Source organism: Cupriavidus sp. L7L, assembly GCF_004353535.1.
Classification (GTDB): Bacteria; Pseudomonadota; Gammaproteobacteria; order Burkholderiales; family Burkholderiaceae; genus Cupriavidus; species Cupriavidus oxalaticus_A.
Genome location: NZ_SMNY01000015.1, coordinates 1 through 18,379 on the forward strand (window position 1 = coordinate 1; position 18,379 = coordinate 18,379).

The following is an 18,379-nucleotide window of genomic DNA, read 5'->3' on the forward strand; positions in this document are numbered from 1 at the left end:
GCTTCTTGACCGTGTTGCCATCGCGATAGGACTCGCGCAGCAGGACGGCGGGGGGCGAGTTGCGGTTGGGGACGTGTTCGATATACATGAACACTTATTCAAGCACAACTCTGCTGAAACGCAATAGATAAACACTAATTTACATGGCTACATAATAGTCACAAAAAATGGCCGAAACCCAGCGCCGACGCGGGTTCCGGCCATTCGAGAAGCCAAAGCTCGGACTAAGCGGCAAGGCGGTGGTCTTCTTCTCCGGTGATGGAGGGATACCAGCGTTCAACGTAAGAACGTAGCTGGTTATTGAGCACGGCCGTCCGGATTTGCAGTAGGTTGTGTGCGTGCCGAGGTCGCCAAGCCATCTGCTGCCGTTTGACGAACCGCTTGCTGACCACCTGGTTGACGGCTGACTCGACAAAATCTGAGGCAATGGGCTCGCCATGCCGATAGCGGTCACCGTAGTTCACGATGAAGTGCCGGTTGTTGTCCAGGTAGACAATGAACTCCTCAAGCTTGCCAAGGAGTTTGGCCTCCTCGGGGCTGGCCTCAGCGTCCAGATCCCAGCCCAGGCTTTCCAGTCGGCGCAACGCCGGATAGGGGCAGCCGTGCCACAGGTGCCACTTTGAGCTATGCAGCGCCTTGATCAATTCCGCGTTGCTGGGGCCGTCGCAGTGCGCCGGCCGGCCCTTGATCATCTGTTCGAGGTTCTGTACCCGCATGGCGATGTGGAACCAATCGAGAACGTACTCACCGCGGTCACCAAAGCCGAGTTGGGCAAACCGTACGGTATCCCCGCCGTCCGACAGGAAGGTGACCGGCTGACTGGGTTGCACACCCTCTCGTAGCAGGAAGTTCCACATACGATCGGCCGGTCGGCGCTCCAGTTTGTGCACGTAGGCAAAACTATGCCCGCCGTCCTGATCCCGCAGGGACTTCCCGACAATCACTTCAAACCAGCCGTCCTGGCGGCGCCGGTGTCCGGCCCGTCGAAGGAAGCCGCCGTCAATGCCAACCGCGCGGACCGGACTGGGCTCGGGGATCTCGGGCGAGCGGACGCTCGCCTCCACCTCCGCCTGCTGCCGCGCTTCGGTGGCCTGCTCCGCTTCCAGCCGGCGACCGAGCGTGGTGACCTGGCGCCGGATCGAGCTGGCTGCCAGTACATGATCGAGTGGCAATACTTCCTGCAGGACGTTGACGGTCAGACCATACGACATCAACGCTGCAAACTTGACCTCGAGATACTGCAGTTCTGGACTGACCCGCTCAGGCAAGCAGTTGACGACCGGACTGAAGCTAGGTGCGTCGCCCTGGCACTGCCGGCAGGGGTACAGCCTCGGACTGTCAATCGACAGCCGTCCGAACGCGCTACGGAAAACCAAGTGATGGTGGCCCTTGCACGCCAGTTGCGCCCCGCACGTGGGACAAACGCTGGTCCGGGCAACTGCCTCGGTAACCTGTGCCGTGACCATCGTGCGCTGCAGCCGGCCCAGCAGTGATTTCGCCTCCTGCAGATGCAGCCCCAGCGAGCCCACATCAAGGCCATCTCTCTCGAACCGGGCTATCTCGGTGACGGTGGCTGGCGCGCCTCCATCGTCCTGCACTACGAGTTGCAAGCTGATACGCATGGCCGCCCTCCTCCCCTGAAGCTGCGGCGACCAGTCTACCCCTCGAGCTCTCGCAACCGATCATTGACGATCCGACGGTCAAAGCGACAATCCAGCCAAATCAGCCACTTATCGACCTCGTCGCGCAGGTCTTCCAGCACGATTGGCCCTTCGCGCAGCGACTCAAGCCAATCGACGAACTCATATTCACTGTGTTCGTCCCTGGCCTCCAGATACTTCTCGATCCCGCCCATGTCCTCGGGCGGGCAAGGCCCGCAACCCGCCACACAGCGGGGCAACTGGCCAGGCTGGTACCGCAACATACGCCGCTCCATGCGTATCTCGTGGCGCCACCACGCGTTGAAGTCATACACGTAGACGAAGCCTTCGTGTTCTCGGAGATGAAACGCGGTCAGCGGCAGTTCGTTTGCCACGGTGCAGAACTGCAAAATGCCCTCCTGAGCTGCGCCGTAACGCCTGCCACGAATGCTGAACGTGTGCAGATGTTCCTCGGCCCAGCCCATGACGACCTGGATGACATGGTGCAATTGTCCGAGCGTCAAATGCTCAGGAACGAGAACGCGTCGCCAAACCGGCGGGCTCAGGCCGCGCAGCGCAATGCGAAGTTGAAGGACGGAGATCGCCGGCCCAGGATCGGAAGCCATGCGCGCATTGTAGGTGCCTCATTGGCCTCTCGGCATTGGTCCGGTGGTTTGCCCCCGTTTTGGCGCGGTCTCCGACAAGTGCTTGGATGGCCGCAATAAGGTTAACCGAATGGGATGCAACCCACCCAACATAGGACTCGGGGCTGGCTAACCGTATCAATCTGCACGAAAAGGACGATTACCCCAACAACGCTCACCACGAGGGCTCTTTACCCACGCAGCTTGTGGCGGTTTGAAGCCTGCTCCTGCAAGCCGACTTCGAGGGGCCCTCCCTCATCTTCAGTAAAGCATCGCGAACATCGGTCAACTGATGCCCGCGTTCTTGGCACACATTGCACCGAAATCAAAGGGATACCGACATGAGCCTCGGCCGCATCGTGGCCACCGCACTCACAGAAATCGGGTTCTCCGGTGCGGAGCCAAGCCCCCGCACGTTGCGCAATACCTTTTGCCAGCGCCAGCTTCTTGCCGGCCACTCTCGCGATGAGGTCAGCCAAATGTTGGGGCTGGCCAGCAATCGAACCTGTGACCGAATTGCCGCAACGATCCACGCCGACTGAAGCTGCAAATTATCAAATTTTTGCGGACTGCCCTTGATTTTGGCAAATTCTCAAGCACAAGAAGACCGTCAAAACCTTTCGGGGCCACCTTCAGAACACGATGGTGAGCGCGATCCACAAGAGGATGCCGGAGAGTTCACGTTCCCCAGTCCTCTTCAAGGTGTCGGCTATTCAGTTCCTGGCCACGACGAAACGCTTCGGCAAGAACCCGTTCGCCGGCCAGGAACAATGGTTTGGCCTTAAGCCAGCCCGCGTGAAAGTAAAGGTCCGCGCGCAATCAAGAAGCTGAAGGACGCCGCGATCTAACCGCTCCAGTCCACGCAGCAAGAAAAGCCGCGAAATCGCGCCATCGCGGCTTTTTGCATGTTTGCTAATCACCAAAGAAGCAGTGCGATCTCGTTAAGCCAGCTTTGCTGGCGACTAGACTTGCACGCCCTTCTCCCTAAGCAATTTACTGAGCATGGCTCCGTCCACTTTATCAAAGGGGATGTCTCTCGCCACGGCAATTGCTGCCGCTTCCCCAGCAGCTTCACCGAGCCCCATGCAAGTCGGGATTACACGGGCTGACGAAAAGGCTGTCTCGTCGGCGTCGATACTTCTTCCAGTCACGAGTAATCGCCCGCCGTTCTTCGGCACCATAACTCGGTACGGAATCTTGTATGGCCTTTCGGTCTCGTACCAGACGTTCCCGCCGTCAGGCAAGTGGACGTCCACCGGCCAGCTGCTCGGGGTGACAGCATCCTCGAAATCACGCATGGTCTTCACGTCATCGCCGGTGAGCTGATACTTGCCGACAATCTTTCTTGCATCGCGAATGCCCAACACGGGCGCGGTCGCAGAGAGGAACGAATTCTCCAGGCCAGGCACATTGTTCTTCAGTGCCGGCACAAGGCTAGCAACCTGCTGCCGAAGCGTGATATAGGCTTGAGACATCGCCGCGGTGGACTCCTGGTCGACCCCCGTGATGTACGTCACGTTGACGATCGCTTCATTCGTGTTCGGGCACGGTGCCAATGCCAACATGGGGGAAGGCAAGATCCCTTCCCTGTACCAGCGGTCGCGGACTGAAACCCAGTCAAAGCCCTCCAATTTTTCGAAGTCGACGTTGCCCAACTTGAAAATGAGCGCTGCAGGGAACCGTTCACCCACTGGAGGTATGGTGGTTTCATGACCGAGCAGGTTGGCGACGGAAGCATTGCCAGTGGAGTCGATGATCAACTTACAGTCGATCTCGCTCATATCAAAGAGGCCTCTTACTTCGACTTTGCAGGTATTGTTGCTCTCTACCGCTCGCTGCACGACGCTGTTGTAGAGGATTGTTACTCCTGCATGGATTGCGTACGACTCAAGCAAATGCTTAAACGCTTCGATGTTGTAGCGTAGCAGCAGCACATTGCCCGGCCTTGTACGTGTGCGCATCGGATAATACACGGCCTCGTTGTCGTCGATCAACTTATCAACGATCTCGCGCACCGTTCCCCCGAGCATGGGAACTCCGTCCAAACCACAGCCAGTAAGTTGACCCATCATCGATCCGACCGCCATGCCGCCTAGGTAGCTTTCCTTTTCGATGAGGAAGACCTTTGCGCCTGCCTTGGCGGCGCAGATAGCAGCCAGAGCTCCTGTCGCGCCTCCGCCGGCGACGACTACATCAGCACTGCAATTCCTTGTATTCATAAGAATGACCTCTTAACATGATTTAGTTCAAATTACATGGCGCAGCTGTTCGCTCGTCGCTCAAGTTGATAAGACACCTCTGTAACAGAGGGAACCACTAGGTTGATAACCGTCTACGGCGCTGAATTCGTGAATGTGCGGCCACGCGATCATGAGTCACGCCCGATTAATCAGAGCCAAGATATTCCGTGACTAGTTGAGTCCTAATGTGCATGACCCGGAGTTGATAATGCCCTGGCCAAAGTACAACGCCAAGGCCGCCTTTTTGGCCTCCTTGTCAACAGAGGTTGGCATTGTCAATCGAGCTGAACCTTTGCGGTTTCGATCAGCTTCTGCTTGAAGCGAGTGTCCTGCCGAAGATACTCGACGAACGCCTTGCGACTTGTGTCCGGTGGCATCGAGAAGGCCGGGTTCTCCAGGTGCGTTTTCTGGAAGGACGGATCAGCGAGTACGGCCCTGACGTCGGTCTCAATCTTTGCCGCGACCTCAGATGGAAGCCCAGCTGGCGCGAATAGCCCCACCCATCCTCTGGGATCCACTGCGGCGAATCCGGCCTCCTTAAACGTCGGCACATTGGGCAACGCGGCGACCCGCTTATCGCCGGAGACGGCTATGGCTCGTAGTGTTCCGCTTTGCACGAACCCGACAGACGTACCGCCAACGAGTGTCATCTGTACCTCTCCGGAGACAACCGCCTGCAGGGCTGGAGCGATCCCCGAATACGGAATGTGCGTAAGCCGAATACCAGCTGCACGGTTCAACGCTTCAAACATCAGGTGAGCTTGGCTACCGTTACCGGAGGAGCTGTAGTTCAGCGGCGGGCCGGATTTCGCCAGCGCGACCAGTCCGTCAATCGTGTGCACTGACAACTTTGGGTTCACTGCCAATATCAAATTCAGGTTCACCACGTGTACAAGCGGAATTAGGTCCTTGGCAGGGTCATAAGGAATTTTTTTAAAAAGATGCGGGTTCGTGGTGACGGTGGCGTCCGTGGTAAGCAACAGGGTATACCCATCACCCTTGGATTTGGCTACCACCCCCGCTCCAATGTTAGTACTCGCCCCAGGACGATTGTCCACAATGACCGGCTTATCCCAACGCTGTGCGAGTCGATGCGCCAGCGCGCGGGCAATCAAGTCAACTCCTCCCCCGGCGGTGTACGGCACGACAATTCGAACAACCTTGTCCGGATACGCCGCCAAGGCATTATTGGCACAGCTTAGCGCCAAGCATGTCGCGACACTTGCCGATCGCTCACAAAGTTTGAACACTTTGTTCACGAAGAGCCTGGTACGGTTAGCACGCACGATTGCACTGTGGGGTGGGGTGTCTGGTTTCACTTCTGTCTCCGTTGTTGAGCTTTGGCGCGTATCGCCAAACGCCGGACATATAGTTTGGTTTCCAATTATTTGGTACCCAACTATATGTCCGTGATTCTTTTATTGTCAATCAGGACTGAACGTCAGGCGGGTGCATTAACGTGCACAATCACACTAGAAACCAACGAGAGTGCTGATCCCGCCATTCACGAGGGAACGCGAAAGAGTTGTTTGCGCTCGCATGCCCATCGGTCTTGCCGTGTCTGACGGTGATGCGAGAAAGGCCGCGGCCTGGGGGTACGCCGCGGATGTACTGGGTCTTGGTCTTCTACGAGATTACGAGAGACTTGCGCGTCATGCGCGGGCGCAACAGCGCTACGGTAGGCGTCGCGAATTCCACGGTCCTATTGAAGATTGAAACCTCAACATTTGAGAGAGCGCCGCCCTTCTTGATAAAACTCAGAAGCACATCCTTCAAGTTCAACGAATACATGCAATCGTTATGGAGTCCCACTAGATCTCCATGGCACTCTCCAAGTTACTGCGAACTTTCGCGAGCAGCCTTCTAAGATCCGATACCTCTCGTTCACTCAGGCCGTCTGTCGCTAGCTTATTGACGTGCAGTGCGCACGGTAGAAGCTTTGCTTTCATCCGCTTGCCTCCCGCAGTCAGAAAGACTCGGACGGCGCGCCCGTCGCTTGGATCGGGTCGCCGCTCGATGAGCCCTATTTGCTCCAATGAGCGCAGCGTATCGACCGTCGTCGACGGATGGATGCTAACCCGTTCGCTGAGGACCTTTTGAGTCAGACCTTCTTCTTTCCAAAGAATCCTCAGAAACGTCCACTGTGGCAGGGTGATACTTCGAAGTCGCAGTTCCTTGTGAAGAGCGACGCGATAGCCTAAGTAAACGTCTCGTACGATGCTCCCAACGGTGTCGATGGGATCGAATCCACTTGCATCCATCTCGTCGATTGGGGCGCCAACCGCCCTTGCCTTCGCCTTCCCCATGTACTTTCCCTTCCGCCCATACTGAATCCGAAGCTAGATAGTATACGCACCGGAGCTGGATGTGGGACGAACGTCCAGGACAGTACACAGACTCATCGTAACCCTCCGCTATTGAACTTGGATGTCGTTCTCCTTGACCACGCGAGCCCAACGATCCATTTCACTGCCAAGCCAGCGGTCCAGTTCTTCTGGTGGTCCAGCGACCACCTCCATACCCTGTGTCTCAACGAGAGTCTTGCGGACCTCAGGATCTGAGAATACCTTCGCGAGTTCGGAGTGAAACTTTGCGAGGATCGGTTTAGGGGTTCCTGCAGGAGCGAAAATCGCCCACCACGCATAAGCGGACAGTCCCTTATAACCTAACTCGGTGAGAGTCGGTACATTAGGGAATGCCGGAGACTGTCGTGCACTTGTGACGGCCAGCGCCCGCATTTTCCCACTCTTTACATACGGCCCAACCGTCGCCGGCGACCCAATTGCCAAGTCGATCTGGCCACCCAATGCGTCCTGGACCATAGGAGCACCGCCCTTGTACGGCACTGTCACAAGCTGAATCTTTGCCTCTTTCTGAAGCAGAGTCATGGTCAGGTGACCAAGCGTCCCGTTCATCGTTCCGTAGCTGACGCTTCGTGGCTTTGACGAAGCCGTCTGAACGACATCAGCGAAAGATCGGAATGGCTTCCCGGTTTGCGTAACGATTGCCATAGGAGCTTTGCCGATCAACATTACGGGCGTGAGATCCTTCCGCGTGTCATAGGGCAAACTGGGCATCAACGCCGGATTCACCGCGTGAGTATCAAAGACGAATACGAATGTATACCCATCTGGGGGAGCACTCACCGCCGCCGCGGTACCGATAGCACCAGCCGCACCGGGCTTGTTCTCAACGACGAATGGCTGCTTAAGTGACTCGTGCAGTTTGGCCGCCACGATGCGTGCAATAGGATCCAGCGAACCCCCAGGAGGGAATGGAACAATCAACCGCACTGGTTTTGTCGGCCAAGCTTGTGCGGTTGCAATCCCGTGTCCGAGCAGTCCAAAAGTGATCAGTAAAAAACAGCCGAAAAGTCTTTTATGCATTATGTGTCTCCAAATCCGGAAGTGTCCCGGTAACCCACCTTTAGTGCTTAGTGGTCATTCCTCGCCAGGCTCTGGCACGCACCGGTGTGTCAAAAATGACGGGAAAGTTGTCATAGTTTGAACCGATCGCTCTTTGGAATGTTCTTCTGGCGAGAAACCAATTCGGCGTCAGCTCCCCGGAATGCGTTGCTGCGGGTCGGTTCCGAGTACCACGCCTCTTTTATGAAGCGACTCTTGAATATCTCTTACCTCAAGATCACGGGGACGAATATTTGCTTTCGCCGCTTGGGCAGCCGCGACTCCCGCTGCTTCTGCGGTCAAGGCGCAGGCCGGCGTATTCCGTGTTGACGAAAAGGCGACAGGATCAGAAGAGATACACCTGCCAGCGACGAGCAAGTTCTCGACGCCCTTGGGAAGCAGGCAGCGGAATGGGATTCCGTAACCGTTACCAACGCTTTCCATGATCAGCTTCCTCCCGTCCGGCTGGTGGATATCAATCGGGCAATTGCTTAGACCAATCGCGTCATCAAACCTTGCTTCGGTTCGCACGTCCTCCTTCGTCAGCACGTAGTCCCCAATAACGCGTCGCGTCTCGCGGACGCCAAGCGTCGGAGCAATGTCATAAAGCACGGAATTCTGGAAGCCGTCAACATATCGTCTCAGGAAGTCGTGGATGCAGTACGCCTGCTTACGCAACTCAATAGCAGCGCGTGTGCGATCCCTCGGGTCAAGCGCGTTTCCGTGAAAACGTGTTGCGTTCAGGTTGATCTCGCCCGGCAGCATGCCTGCCTTCAGCACAATGCTGTCACGCGGAACGATCCATTGAAAGCCATCGCTGCGGGCCTTGCTAATTCGTTCGGAGAAACCATTGGCGAAGAACTTAAGCGCGTACTCTCCATTCTCGCGCGGCAGCCCGTCGTCAGGATAGACGTTTGTCAGGTCATGCTTGTTTGCCTGACAATCGCCCATCAGGGCGACCAGGTCGACATTGAGAATCCTGAAGTAGTTCGTCATCGGTTGCATCGTTTCCTCGGCAGCGCCAAGCATAAACGAGGCACCAGCACGAGCTGCCAGATCTCCATCTCCAGAAGCATCAATGAGGCAACGTGCATAAGCCACGCCGGGTCCACTCTTCGTCTGGAAGACGATGCCTTTCAAGGTTCGTCCCTCCATCACTGCGTCCGTAACCTGGCTGTACAGCAGGATGTCGACCCCTGACTCCTCGAGGGTTTCAATAATGACCCGTTGCATAACCTCGGGATCGAAAAGCCCGGAATACGTCCCCCAAGGCCATCGCTGAATGGCGTCGTCCGCGCCACCGTAGTTGCGAGCGCGTACGAGCAGTTCTTTGTGTACACCAGGCTGCACGATGCCATTAGGACGGTTCAACCTCCCACCTGAGAGGAGGCCACCAAGTATCCCACTACCTTCCACCAGAAGGCATCGCGCGCCTGCCTGTTGCGCCGCCACAGAAGCAACAACCCCGCTGATGCCGGCACCGACGACAATGACGTCGTATTCTCCGAAGAATTCCATAGCTTTTCTGAAAAATTATTTAAAGGCAGGTCCCAATAGGCAAAGTCTCACGACAGTGCCCGCGGTGCCACCCGGCTTCATGTAAACCGCCGCTCCAGATCGAGCGTATCTTTTGTGTACAAACTTGTTGGGTACCCAACTATTTGGACAAAATTTTTTGCGGGGCGGTGCATCTACGAGCGATCGCACAGCCCCCGAGGTCAAAAAATGTGCTTGACCCCGCCAACTACGCCCGTCTGATTGACCCCTGGAGCAACGGAACCGCCCAAGGCGACGCCAGACGTCGAAGTCCCGCGGTTGTCCATGAATGCAGCGTTCAGGTACACCTCCGTCCGCTTACTTACGGCGTAGATCGCAGACAGTGCATAACTCATCGCACCGTTGGATGACTGCCGCTGATCGTTCCTATAGACGCCCGCGGCCAAGGTGAGTGCTGGTTGAATCTTGTACGAGCCGCCGATCCAATAGAGACTCGATCTAAGGGTCGGCGCCGCAATCGTTCCCTGAAGGAAACGGTAGCCTGCCATCGCCGAAAACGGCCCCGTAGACCACAAAAGGCCAGCCGCATAGCGCCTTTCGATATTACCCTGCGTCGCTACCGTAATGCCGCGCCGCTGGTCGTAACTTACGGCCACTCCGAGATTTCCCATCGTGTAGCTTGCTGCGCCGCCTAGCTCTTGGCCGATCCGCACGCTACCTGGAACCTCGCCGCCATTCGCGATGGTGGAGTCATAGCCGGCACTATAAAGGCCGATGACCGTGAGGTTCCCAAAATTTCCGGTGTACTTGACGGAGTTGTCCACGCGGTTTGCAAACTGAGCATCCTGGGCCGTGACGCCATAGGTGGCATATCGAAGAGGATCGAAAGGTACAAATACGTCGAAGAGCGTATTGATGTGCCTGCCAAGGCTCACCCTACCCCACTTTCCTTCCAATCCAACATAGGCCTGCCGACCGAACAGACGGCCACCTTGCCCGGTCATTCCGGTGTCGCTAAGAATGCCACCTTCGAGGACAAACAAGCCGCTCAGCCCGTTGCCAAGATCCTCTTTGCCTCGAAGGCCCCAACGGGAACCGGCAACGTTTCCTGAAGACAGACGATACTGCGATCCTGACCCACCCGGCCCGGCGTGACTGAGGTACTCAACACCCGTGTCTACAAGACCGTAAAGCGTTACTGACGCCCCCTGAGCGTGGACTCCCCCGGCAAGGATGAGCCCCACCACGCCCGCCGCGAAGCGGGAATTTCCCTTGATCTCCATTGTCTTCCTCCGCTGAAACTCTTTTTTGGATACCTTGCTAATTGGGCGGTACTCCACCTCCCCCTGAACGGCGCTAGCGAACAACGCCGTGTATCGCCTTGCCTGCTTGCACGCGGGCGGCCGAAGTCATTTGACGGTAGGGGTGCGAAGAATGGAGTGCCCTTTCATTATTGGTGGATGACCGCGCGTATCTGCGCAACTCACTGCCACCCGGTAATAAGGGATATGATCGACGCGACGCTGCTAAGCAGCTGCACGCTGCGCCAGCAGATCCAGCGCGACGTCCACAATCATGTCTTCTTGGCCACCGACCATTCGGCGCTTCCCGAGTTCCACCAAGATGTCGACAGTTTTAAGCTCGTAGCGTTTTGCAGCGGCTTCCGCGTGCCTTAGAAAGCTCGAGTAGACGCCTGCGTACCCCAATGCCAGCGTTTCCCGGTCCACCCTCACAGGGCGATCCTGTAGTGGGCGAACGATGTCATCCGCTGCATCCATCAGGGTGTACAGATCGCAACCATGCTCCCATCCTAAGCGCGACGCTGCAGCGATGAACACCTCCAATGGTGCATTCCCCGCGCCGGCTCCCATGCCTGCCAGGCTCGCGTCAATCCGATCGCAACCTTCCTCAACTGCCGCAATCGAATTCGCCACCCCGAGCGAGAGATTGTGGTGCGCATGAATGCCTGTTTCGGTTTCAGCGTTCAGCACATCCTTGAACGCACGAAAGCGTTCACGCACATCATTCATGGTCAGGGCTCCTCCGGAATCGACGACGTAGACGCATTGCGCGCCGTATCCTTCCATGAGTTTTGCCTGGCTTGCCAGAGCCTGTGGTGTCGTCATGTGGCTCATCATCAGAAAGCCAACGGTATCCATCCCTAGCTCACGAGCGTATTCAATGTGCTGTCGCGAGACGTCCGCTTCCGTGCAATGTGTCGCGACGCGGACGACTCGCGCACCGGCGTCATAGGCCGCCCGCAGGTCGTGAACGGTGCCGACACCTGGCAGTAGGAGGGTGGCAACCTTGGCATGGCTCACGGTCTCAGCGACGGCTGCGATCCATTCAACATCCGTATGCGCACCAAAGCCGTAGTTGAAACTCGAGCCAGATAAACCATCTCCGTGCGCCACTTCGATTGAGTCGACACCCGCGATATCGAGTGCCGCAGCGATTGTGCGAACGTGGCCCAATCCGTACTGGTGGCGAACCGCGTGGCTGCCATCGCGCAGCGTCACGTCCGAAATGTACAACTTCCTTTGCGAATTCATATCCTTCTCCGTCCTCGAAGCGTTCAGGCAGACAGCCGCGTCTCGGCCAAGCGCTCTGCACATGCCAGCGCCGCACTGGTCATGATGTCAAGATTTCCCGCGTAAGCAGGGAGGTAGTGTGCCGCGCCCTCCACCTCCAAGAAGATCGACGTCTTCAGTCCGCTCATCGCACCGATGCCAGGAACGTTGAGTGGCGCAGATGCCGGAATTCGTTCAAACTGGACACGTTGCTTCAAACGGTATCCCGGAACATACGCCTGAACAGCTTTCGCCATTTCCTCCACACTTGCTTCGATCGCTTCGGTATCGGCATCCTCTGACAGCGTGAAGACCGTGTCGCGCATCAGCAGCGGCGGTTCAGCTGGGTTCAGGATAATGATGGCTTTGCCGCGACTTGCCCCGCCAACGGAACGGATCGCATTGCTGGTCGTCTCAGTGAACTCGTCGATGTTTGCCCGCGTTCCCGGTCCCGCAGACTTGCTGGAAATGGAAGCAATGATCTCGGCGTAGTGGACCTTAGCGACACGTGAGACCGCTGCAACCATCGGAATGGTTGCTTGACCCCCACACGTGACCATGTTGAGGTTGGTAGCGGTCAAGTTCTGATCCAGATTAACGACCGGCACAACGTAAGGACCAATCGCAGCCGGCGTCAAATCGATGACTTGAATGCCATGCGCCTGCAGGACCTCGTTATGGTGTTTGTGCGCCCCCGCAGACGTAGCGTCAAAGGCGATCCTCACATCCTTGAACTCGGGCATCTTGACGAGGCCTTCGATACCTTCGGCTGTCGTTGGTACGCCCAGCCGGGACGCCCGCGCCAGGCCGTCGGAAGCCGCGTCGATCCCTACCAGCGCCCCCATCTCCAGATTCACCCCATGACGCATCACTTTGATCATGAGGTCTGTACCGATGTTGCCAGAACCAATAATTGCGACCTTGTGCTTGCCGCCTGACTTCATTTCCATCCCTATCTCCTTCCTGTTGCTCCGCTTTAGCGCCCTAGTTCCTTCGCAGTCTTCCCACCGATGCCAAACTGCGTCTTTGGCATCTCCGTAACAATTACGCGCACGCTTTCGACTGGCGCACCAATCGCCTCCACAGCAGCATCGGTAAGCGCGGCGATGAGTCGCGCCTTCTGCTCGTCTGTCCGACCTTCCATAAGGAAAACCTGCATGATTGGCATCGTTTGACCCCTGTCAACTATTACGAAAAGCGCATCGAAACCGTGCCCAGGTGCTGGTAGCGGACAGTTACGTTGTCGCCTGACGCAACGGCGATTGCTTCGGTTACTCCGCCTGTCATGATGAAGACACCAGCAGGCAGTTCCCGACCTCGGGCGCCGAGCATGTTGGCCAACATCGCAACGCTATTCGCTGGATGGCCGAGAACTGCCGCGCCCGCGGCGGTTGCCACGACCTCGCCGTTCTTCTCCAGTACGACGCCTAGACTCTTGAGATCAAGTCCTTCAGCACTACGGCTTACGCCGCCCACCACGAACCGTGCCGAAGAGGTGTTGTCAGCGATCACACTCTTCAGATCGAACTTGAAATTCTCATATCGAGAATCGATAACCTCAACCGCGGGCACAACAAAATCGGTTGCCGCCAGCACGTCACCGATATGGCATCCGGGGCCTTTGAGTGGGCGCTTGAGTACGAAAGCGATCTCCGCTTCGACTTTTGGATGAATGAGACTTGCGGTGTCAATGGCAGCCCCATCCAGACTTGCACCGTAATCAGTCAGAAACCCATACACCGGGTCGCTCACGCCCATCTGTCGCATCTTGGCGAACGATGTGAGCCCCATCTTCAGTCCCGCAACGCGCACACCGCGTGCCTCCTTGCGGGCGCGAATGGCATCTTGGATTGCGTATGCATCATCCCAATCCATATCCGGATATGCATCGGTGATCTTTGCAACTGCTTCGCGCTTGAGTTCAGCGTTTTCGAGATGCTCGGCGAGCTGTTCGATGATTTCTTGAGTCAGATTCATGGTCTTAGCCTTTGGCAGAGAGAGTTCAAATGAAACGCACGCCAGCCGATCCGATTCCGCCAAGGCTGATGCGAAGCTGGTCACCGGCAGCAACCGGCACCATCGCAGCAAGGGATCCTGAGAGGATCACTTCCCCGGCCTTAAGCGTCATTCCTAGTTTTCCTAGCGTATTTGCAAGCCAAGCAACCGCATTGGCCGGGTGTCCTAGGGCTGCAGCACCCGCGCCTGTCGCTACGATCTCGCCATTCTTCTCCAGCGTCATCCCGACAGTTGCCAGATCCAAACCGCGCGGGTCCACACCACTATCACCCAGTACGAAGACGCCAGAGGATGCGTTGTCTGCCACCGTGTCTTGGATTCGGATCTTCCAGTCGCGGATGCGCGAATCCACAATCTCAAAACACGGGATTACGTGCGAAGTCGCCCTAAGTACATCGGCCAGCGTCACTCCAGGACCCGCGAGCTCCTCCTTGAGCACAAACGCAATCTCGCCTTCTGCCTTTGGTGCAACGAGAGATGCGGCAGAGATCGCCGCTCCATCGGGAAACACCATTCCCGACAGAAGGTGGCCAAAGTCCGGCTGCCGGACCCCGAGCATGTCCATCACGACCTTGCTGGTGACACCGACCTTTTTCCCCACGACACGCTCTCCGGAGTCCAGTCTGTGCTGCACCATCGCAAGCTGGATGTTGTATGCGTCGTCGATCGTCATATCCGGCCAACGTTCGGTGAGCGGCTCGATGGGACTCCGACCGGTCAATGCCTCGTGCAGGTCGGCGCCGATTTTGAGTATTTGATCGTGTTGCATTCGCCGGCCTCAGAGTTTCACGCAGATGTTGCGCAGTTCGGTGTAGAACTCAAGGGAGTGGACACCACCTTCGCGCCCAATACCCGACTGTTTTGCGCCACCAAACGCAGTGCGAAGATCTCGCAGGAACCAGGAGTTGATCCAACAAATACCAACATCGAGGGCACCTCCCAATCGATGTGCCTTGCCAAGATCTGACGTCCACACCGTTGCAGCCAGGCCGTATGGCGTGTCATTTGCTAGCGCGATTACCTCCTGTTCTGTGTCGAATGGAGCGATGTGGCAGCACGGCCCAAAGATCTCCTCACGAACGACTGCCGCAGATTCGGGCAAGCCAGTCCAAATCGTCGGCTGGACCCAAGCACCTTCGGACAGTGCTGTCGGCATTTCCGGGATGCCCCCACCGGTGATGACCGTAGCGCCCTCCTTGGCCGCTTTCTGATAGTAGGAAAGGACTTTCTTCTGGTGGGCGAGCGATACCAGTGGTCCCATCGTCACGCCATCGTCATTGGGCGGGCCCAGCTTTAGTCCTTCGGCTTTCGCCTTGAGGGCCGTCACGAACCGGTCAAAGATGGGTCGTTCCACATACACCCGTTCTGTACCCAGACAGACTTGGCCGCTATTCTCAAAGGCAGAGCGTGCAATACCAGCGACCGCCTTGTCGAAGTCAGCATCCGCGAACACGATGCCAGGATTCTTCCCTCCCAGTTCGAGCGACACCGGACGTACGCCGTTGGCGGCGGCCTTCATGATCGCTTCGCCGGTTCCGGTTTCACCAGTGAAGGTGATGCCGTTGACGTAAGGATGCTGGGTCAGAAAGGCGCCAGCGGAGTCGGGGCCGAAGCCGTGCACGACGTTGTAGACGCCGGGTGGTACCCCGACTTCGTTCATGACTTCGCCGAGGAGCGTCGCAGTTGCCGGGGTCTCCTCAGATGGCTTAACGACAACGGTATTGCCACACGCCAGCGCCGGCCCGACCTTCCAGGTCATTAGCAGCAGGGGCAAATTCCACGGGCAGACGACGCCAATGACGCCCCGTGGCACGCGTACAGCGTAATTCAGCGCTTCGCCACCGTCCGGCGTCGCCATGGCGAAGCTTTCGGTAGGTACGTTCTTGATCAGGTCAGCAAACACCTTGAAGTTTGCTGCACCGCGCGGGATGTCGACATGGCTAGCTACCGATGCCGGTTTTCCGGTGTCAGCGATCTCCGCCTGCAAGAATTCGTCAAAGCGTCGGTTGATACCGTCAGCTACAGCGTGGAGCATCTCAACGCGCTGTGCAACAGTCATTTGACCCCAAGGCCCAGAAAGCGCGGCGCGGGCAGCCGCAACTGCGGTATCTACCTCCGCCAGCCCAGCTTCATGGACGCGGCCGATCAAACTGTTATCGACGGGATTTCTGTTGTCGAAGTGACGAGCAGTAGATACCCACTCGCCATTGATGAAGTTCTTGAAGTCTTTCATGGAGGTTACTCCGTCAAGCAAATTTGGAAGACCGGAGGTAGGCACTAACGCCCCCCACGGGTGTCACCTCATGTTTGGTGATGTCTTGGTGTGCGTAGTGGGAGCTGCGGCTACCCTGCCTCAGGGTCCCCAAAGGTCAGGTATTCCCACATTCGTTCGATAATTCGCCCGCTATATGTCGCACGGAGGGCTGCGTCGTTTATCGAAATCATCGCCGCATCCCGATCGAGATTTGCAGCGCGTACCTCCTGATCGACCCGCGCGGCGTCCTCCAGGTACCAGGTCAAGACGACCGCCTCCTCCAGCGATCCACCGGTTACAACCGCCCCATTACCGCGCATGACAACGGCATTCGCGGAGCCAAGCACGTCAACCACTGCTTCCGCTTGCGCCGAGGTACGAATGAGTTGTGGATCGTCCCAAAGAGGCGCGCCTGCGCCGAAGTAGGTCCCTATTCCGTGGAGGCACCGGGGGGTTCGCCGAGCAGCGGAGAGCGACATTACTGTCGGTGGCATGCTCCGTACGATTCCGCCGATATCGGGATGACGTCGATAGATCTCCTGATGGATGCGTACCTCTCCAAGGACACCAGGCGGCAAGTCCCCGTGGACGCTGACCTCCGTTCCCAGGTCGTGCAGCGTGATCAATCCCATCGGTTTAGCTGCGCACACCAGAAATCTGTCACTACCTACACGAACGCTGCAGTGCCCGTATGCGTGAGCCAGCTTCGCTCTGCCAACCGCGCGAGCGGCGATGCGTACCAAGCGCTGGAGGTCTGCTTCCGTTTCATGAGACTCAATGCGAATCGCGCTCATGCCTTGAACTCCTTAATATCCGGTTTGGCGCCCCACATACAAAAGGAGGAGAACGTGCTTGGGAACTGCCGCGGACGGTATGACGCCTCCTCCTCGGCGGTAATGTTTCGGACTCCCGTTGAGTACTCGTAGATCATTCCGTCCGGGCCTTCGAAGTACAGGAACATCGCACCCGATGTGGGATGCCGGCCCGGGCCAAACAGGATTCGAATACCGTGCTCGCGCAGCAGGTAGTAGGACCTCATGAGGTCATCAATGCTTTCAACCTGGTGATTGATGTGTTGTACGCCGGCGAAAGTCGACGGGAAGAGCGCGATCTTGTGGTGAACTTCATCGATGCGTAGCAACGGGGCTTCACCGATCCAGTCGCTCACGCGGGCATTGCACAATTCAGTCCAGAATTTCTCGTCCCGGGCAGGGTTCATCGACCGCAAGCCGATGTGGCTAAACCCGCTGATACCGGCGTCGCGGGAAGGAAAATAGCGACGGCCACTGTGGTGCGGCGCTACAACGAGCTCGATCTTGTTGCCGGATGGATCTTTGAAGTGGACTAGATCGCGAACGTGGCGCAACTCGCACTGATCGCTAGTGCCCGCGACGGGCTGCATGCCGTTTGATTCCAGCACTTCGGCCGCGGCGCGCAACGAATCAAGGTCGGCCACTTCGAACGCACTGGTATGGTCCGAGGGATCACCTTCGAAGTAGCAAAGCGTATGGTCGCGGCTATCGGACCGAAGATACACAGCGCAACTTGTTCGATGCGCAACTTCAAGGCCAAGAACTTTGGTTGCATATGACGTGCTGCCCTCGAGGTCTCGAGTTCCCAGCCGAACATAGCGAATATCTGAAAGATGGATCATCGGGTCTCCCTTTTGCCGCGTACCCTGCGAGTCAGAAGAGGCAGTACCCAATATCGAACTGTGGCCAGTCGCCAGGTCTACTTGTCTCCTGTACCGCTGCCTGATCGCTGAGTCGCATCGGCGGCGTGTCTGAACAACAATGTAGCCAGCGCGCGCTCATACGCATAGCAAATGTTTTAGATTCGGATTATTTGCTTTTCGGATAATGTGCCGGCGGTTGTGGATTTGCGGCTGTGACTGCGCATGGCCGACGGTTTGCGGGGGTGGGGTCGTGCCCCGCTTCCAAGTTCATTCGTCAGGGATATATTGGATGAAGGGTCTGATAGAGCACGTACGAGCGCGACTTGGCCAGGGGGCTCTGGGCCGGATATGCAAATGAGGGGGACGTCGAATTCGCTGCCGTTTCAGGTGTCGCAAAAAGTGGAGCACCAGCGGCATCGTCAGTGCGATGATCACGAAG

The 18,379-nt window shown here is 57.2% G+C and carries 16 protein-coding genes and 2 pseudogenes; 2 read left to right on the plus strand and 16 right to left on the minus strand.

Going from position 1 to position 18,379, the window contains the following annotated elements; all coding sequences use genetic code 11:
- Nucleotides 1-224: 224 nt before the first annotated feature.
- Nucleotides 225-1,622 carry an ISKra4 family transposase gene (locus tag E1J61_RS15890; RefSeq protein WP_133095017.1) on the minus strand — a complete coding sequence of 466 codons (1,398 nt, stop codon included), beginning with the start codon at nt 1,620-1,622 and terminating at the stop codon, nt 225-227.
- A 35-nt stretch (nt 1,623-1,657) separates the two neighbouring features.
- Nucleotides 1,658-2,266 carry a plasmid pRiA4b ORF-3 family protein gene (locus tag E1J61_RS15895; protein ID WP_133095018.1) on the minus strand — a complete coding sequence of 203 codons (609 nt, stop codon included), beginning with the start codon at nt 2,264-2,266 and terminating at the stop codon, nt 1,658-1,660.
- A 353-nt stretch (nt 2,267-2,619) separates the two neighbouring features.
- On the opposite strand from E1J61_RS15895, the pseudogene E1J61_RS15900 reads away from it, so the two are divergent.
- Together E1J61_RS15900 and E1J61_RS15905 are read left to right on the plus strand one after the other, a co-directional pair.
- Nucleotides 2,620-2,826: pseudogene (locus tag E1J61_RS15900) on the plus strand (site-specific integrase); the annotation flags it as partial.
- A gap of 58 nt (nt 2,827-2,884) precedes the next feature.
- A pseudogene (locus E1J61_RS15905) lies at nt 2,885-3,132 on the plus strand (DNA-binding protein); the annotation flags it as partial.
- Nucleotides 3,133-3,246: 114 nt separating this feature from the next.
- Here the strand turns inward: E1J61_RS15905 and E1J61_RS15910 are convergent.
- The 14 genes from E1J61_RS15910 to E1J61_RS15975 all read right to left on the minus strand — a co-directional run bounded on the left by E1J61_RS15910 (nt 3,247) and on the right by E1J61_RS15975 (nt 17,919).
- Nucleotides 3,247-4,503, minus strand: a complete 1,257-nt coding sequence (locus E1J61_RS15910; protein ID WP_133095020.1) for an FAD-dependent oxidoreductase — start codon at nt 4,501-4,503, stop codon at nt 3,247-3,249.
- A 296-nt stretch (nt 4,504-4,799) separates the two neighbouring features.
- On the minus strand, nt 4,800-5,783 hold the full coding sequence (locus E1J61_RS15915) for a tripartite tricarboxylate transporter substrate binding protein (RefSeq protein ID WP_165971484.1): 984 nt from the start codon (nt 5,781-5,783) through the stop codon (nt 4,800-4,802).
- 552 nt (nt 5,784-6,335) lie between these two features.
- Nucleotides 6,336-6,830: a MarR family winged helix-turn-helix transcriptional regulator gene (locus E1J61_RS15920; protein ID WP_133095022.1), complete on the minus strand. Its 495-nt coding sequence runs from the start codon at nt 6,828-6,830 to the stop codon at nt 6,336-6,338.
- 108 nt (nt 6,831-6,938) lie between these two features.
- Complete coding sequence (locus E1J61_RS15925) at nt 6,939-7,910, minus strand: tripartite tricarboxylate transporter substrate binding protein (protein WP_133095023.1); 972 nt, start codon at nt 7,908-7,910, stop codon at nt 6,939-6,941.
- Between the two features lie 168 nt (nt 7,911-8,078).
- Nucleotides 8,079-9,446 carry an FAD-dependent oxidoreductase gene (locus E1J61_RS15930; RefSeq protein WP_133095024.1) on the minus strand — a complete coding sequence of 456 codons (1,368 nt, stop codon included), beginning with the start codon at nt 9,444-9,446 and terminating at the stop codon, nt 8,079-8,081.
- Nucleotides 9,447-9,646: 200 nt separating this feature from the next.
- Nucleotides 9,647-10,708 carry a porin gene (locus E1J61_RS15935; RefSeq protein WP_133095025.1) on the minus strand — a complete coding sequence of 354 codons (1,062 nt, stop codon included), beginning with the start codon at nt 10,706-10,708 and terminating at the stop codon, nt 9,647-9,649.
- A gap of 243 nt (nt 10,709-10,951) precedes the next feature.
- Nucleotides 10,952-11,977: a 4-hydroxy-2-oxovalerate aldolase gene (dmpG, locus tag E1J61_RS15940; protein WP_133095026.1), complete on the minus strand. Its 1,026-nt coding sequence runs from the start codon at nt 11,975-11,977 to the stop codon at nt 10,952-10,954.
- Nucleotides 11,978-12,000: 23 nt separating this feature from the next.
- On the minus strand, nt 12,001-12,945 hold the full coding sequence (locus tag E1J61_RS15945; RefSeq protein ID WP_133095027.1) for an acetaldehyde dehydrogenase (acetylating): 945 nt from the start codon (nt 12,943-12,945) through the stop codon (nt 12,001-12,003).
- A gap of 26 nt (nt 12,946-12,971) precedes the next feature.
- Entirely contained in the window at nt 12,972-13,163 is a 192-nt protein-coding gene (locus E1J61_RS15950; RefSeq protein WP_133095028.1) for a 2-hydroxymuconate tautomerase, read from the minus strand.
- Between the two features lie 20 nt (nt 13,164-13,183).
- Nucleotides 13,184-13,972: a 2-oxo-3-hexenedioate decarboxylase gene (gene dmpH, locus E1J61_RS15955; protein ID WP_133095029.1), complete on the minus strand. Its 789-nt coding sequence runs from the start codon at nt 13,970-13,972 to the stop codon at nt 13,184-13,186.
- 25 nt (nt 13,973-13,997) lie between these two features.
- Nucleotides 13,998-14,780: a 2-oxopent-4-enoate hydratase gene (dmpE, locus tag E1J61_RS15960; protein ID WP_133095030.1), complete on the minus strand. Its 783-nt coding sequence runs from the start codon at nt 14,778-14,780 to the stop codon at nt 13,998-14,000.
- 9 nt (nt 14,781-14,789) lie between these two features.
- Nucleotides 14,790-16,244 carry a 2-hydroxymuconic semialdehyde dehydrogenase gene (locus tag E1J61_RS15965; protein ID WP_133095031.1) on the minus strand — a complete coding sequence of 485 codons (1,455 nt, stop codon included), beginning with the start codon at nt 16,242-16,244 and terminating at the stop codon, nt 14,790-14,792.
- A gap of 110 nt (nt 16,245-16,354) precedes the next feature.
- Nucleotides 16,355-17,059, minus strand: a complete 705-nt coding sequence (locus E1J61_RS15970; protein ID WP_133095032.1) for a class II aldolase/adducin family protein — start codon at nt 17,057-17,059, stop codon at nt 16,355-16,357.
- Nucleotides 17,056-17,919 (minus strand): VOC family protein, encoded by an 864-nt coding sequence (locus tag E1J61_RS15975; protein ID WP_133095033.1) that lies wholly within the window; start codon nt 17,917-17,919, stop codon nt 17,056-17,058. Before E1J61_RS15975 ends, E1J61_RS15970 begins: the two co-directional genes overlap by 4 nt.
- Nucleotides 17,920-18,379: the final 460 nt, after the last annotated feature.

Bases quoted from the DNA above. Each gene is read 5' to 3' on its own strand.
- E1J61_RS15890 (WP_133095017.1), bottom strand. From the start codon at position 1,622: ATGCGTATCAGCTTGCAACTCGTAGTGCAGGACGATGGAGGCGCGCCA.
- E1J61_RS15895 (WP_133095018.1), bottom strand. From the start codon at position 2,266: ATGGCTTCCGATCCTGGGCCGGCGATCTCCGTCCTTCAACTTCGCATT.
- E1J61_RS15910 (WP_133095020.1), bottom strand. From the start codon at position 4,503: ATGAATACAAGGAATTGCAGTGCTGATGTAGTCGTCGCCGGCGGAGGC.
- E1J61_RS15920 (WP_133095022.1), bottom strand. From the start codon at position 6,830: ATGGGGAAGGCGAAGGCAAGGGCGGTTGGCGCCCCAATCGACGAGATG.
- E1J61_RS15925 (WP_133095023.1), bottom strand. From the start codon at position 7,910: ATGCATAAAAGACTTTTCGGCTGTTTTTTACTGATCACTTTTGGACTG.
- E1J61_RS15930 (WP_133095024.1), bottom strand. From the start codon at position 9,446: ATGGAATTCTTCGGAGAATACGACGTCATTGTCGTCGGTGCCGGCATC.
- E1J61_RS15935 (WP_133095025.1), bottom strand. From the start codon at position 10,708: ATGGAGATCAAGGGAAATTCCCGCTTCGCGGCGGGCGTGGTGGGGCTC.
- dmpG (WP_133095026.1), bottom strand. From the start codon at position 11,977: ATGAATTCGCAAAGGAAGTTGTACATTTCGGACGTGACGCTGCGCGAT.
- E1J61_RS15945 (WP_133095027.1), bottom strand. From the start codon at position 12,945: ATGGAAATGAAGTCAGGCGGCAAGCACAAGGTCGCAATTATTGGTTCT.
- E1J61_RS15950 (WP_133095028.1), bottom strand. From the start codon at position 13,163: ATGCCAATCATGCAGGTTTTCCTTATGGAAGGTCGGACAGACGAGCAG.
- dmpH (WP_133095029.1), bottom strand. From the start codon at position 13,972: ATGAATCTGACTCAAGAAATCATCGAACAGCTCGCCGAGCATCTCGAA.
- dmpE (WP_133095030.1), bottom strand. From the start codon at position 14,780: ATGCAACACGATCAAATACTCAAAATCGGCGCCGACCTGCACGAGGCA.
- E1J61_RS15965 (WP_133095031.1), bottom strand. From the start codon at position 16,244: ATGAAAGACTTCAAGAACTTCATCAATGGCGAGTGGGTATCTACTGCT.
- E1J61_RS15970 (WP_133095032.1), bottom strand. From the start codon at position 17,059: ATGAGCGCGATTCGCATTGAGTCTCATGAAACGGAAGCAGACCTCCAG.
- E1J61_RS15975 (WP_133095033.1), bottom strand. From the start codon at position 17,919: ATGATCCATCTTTCAGATATTCGCTATGTTCGGCTGGGAACTCGAGAC.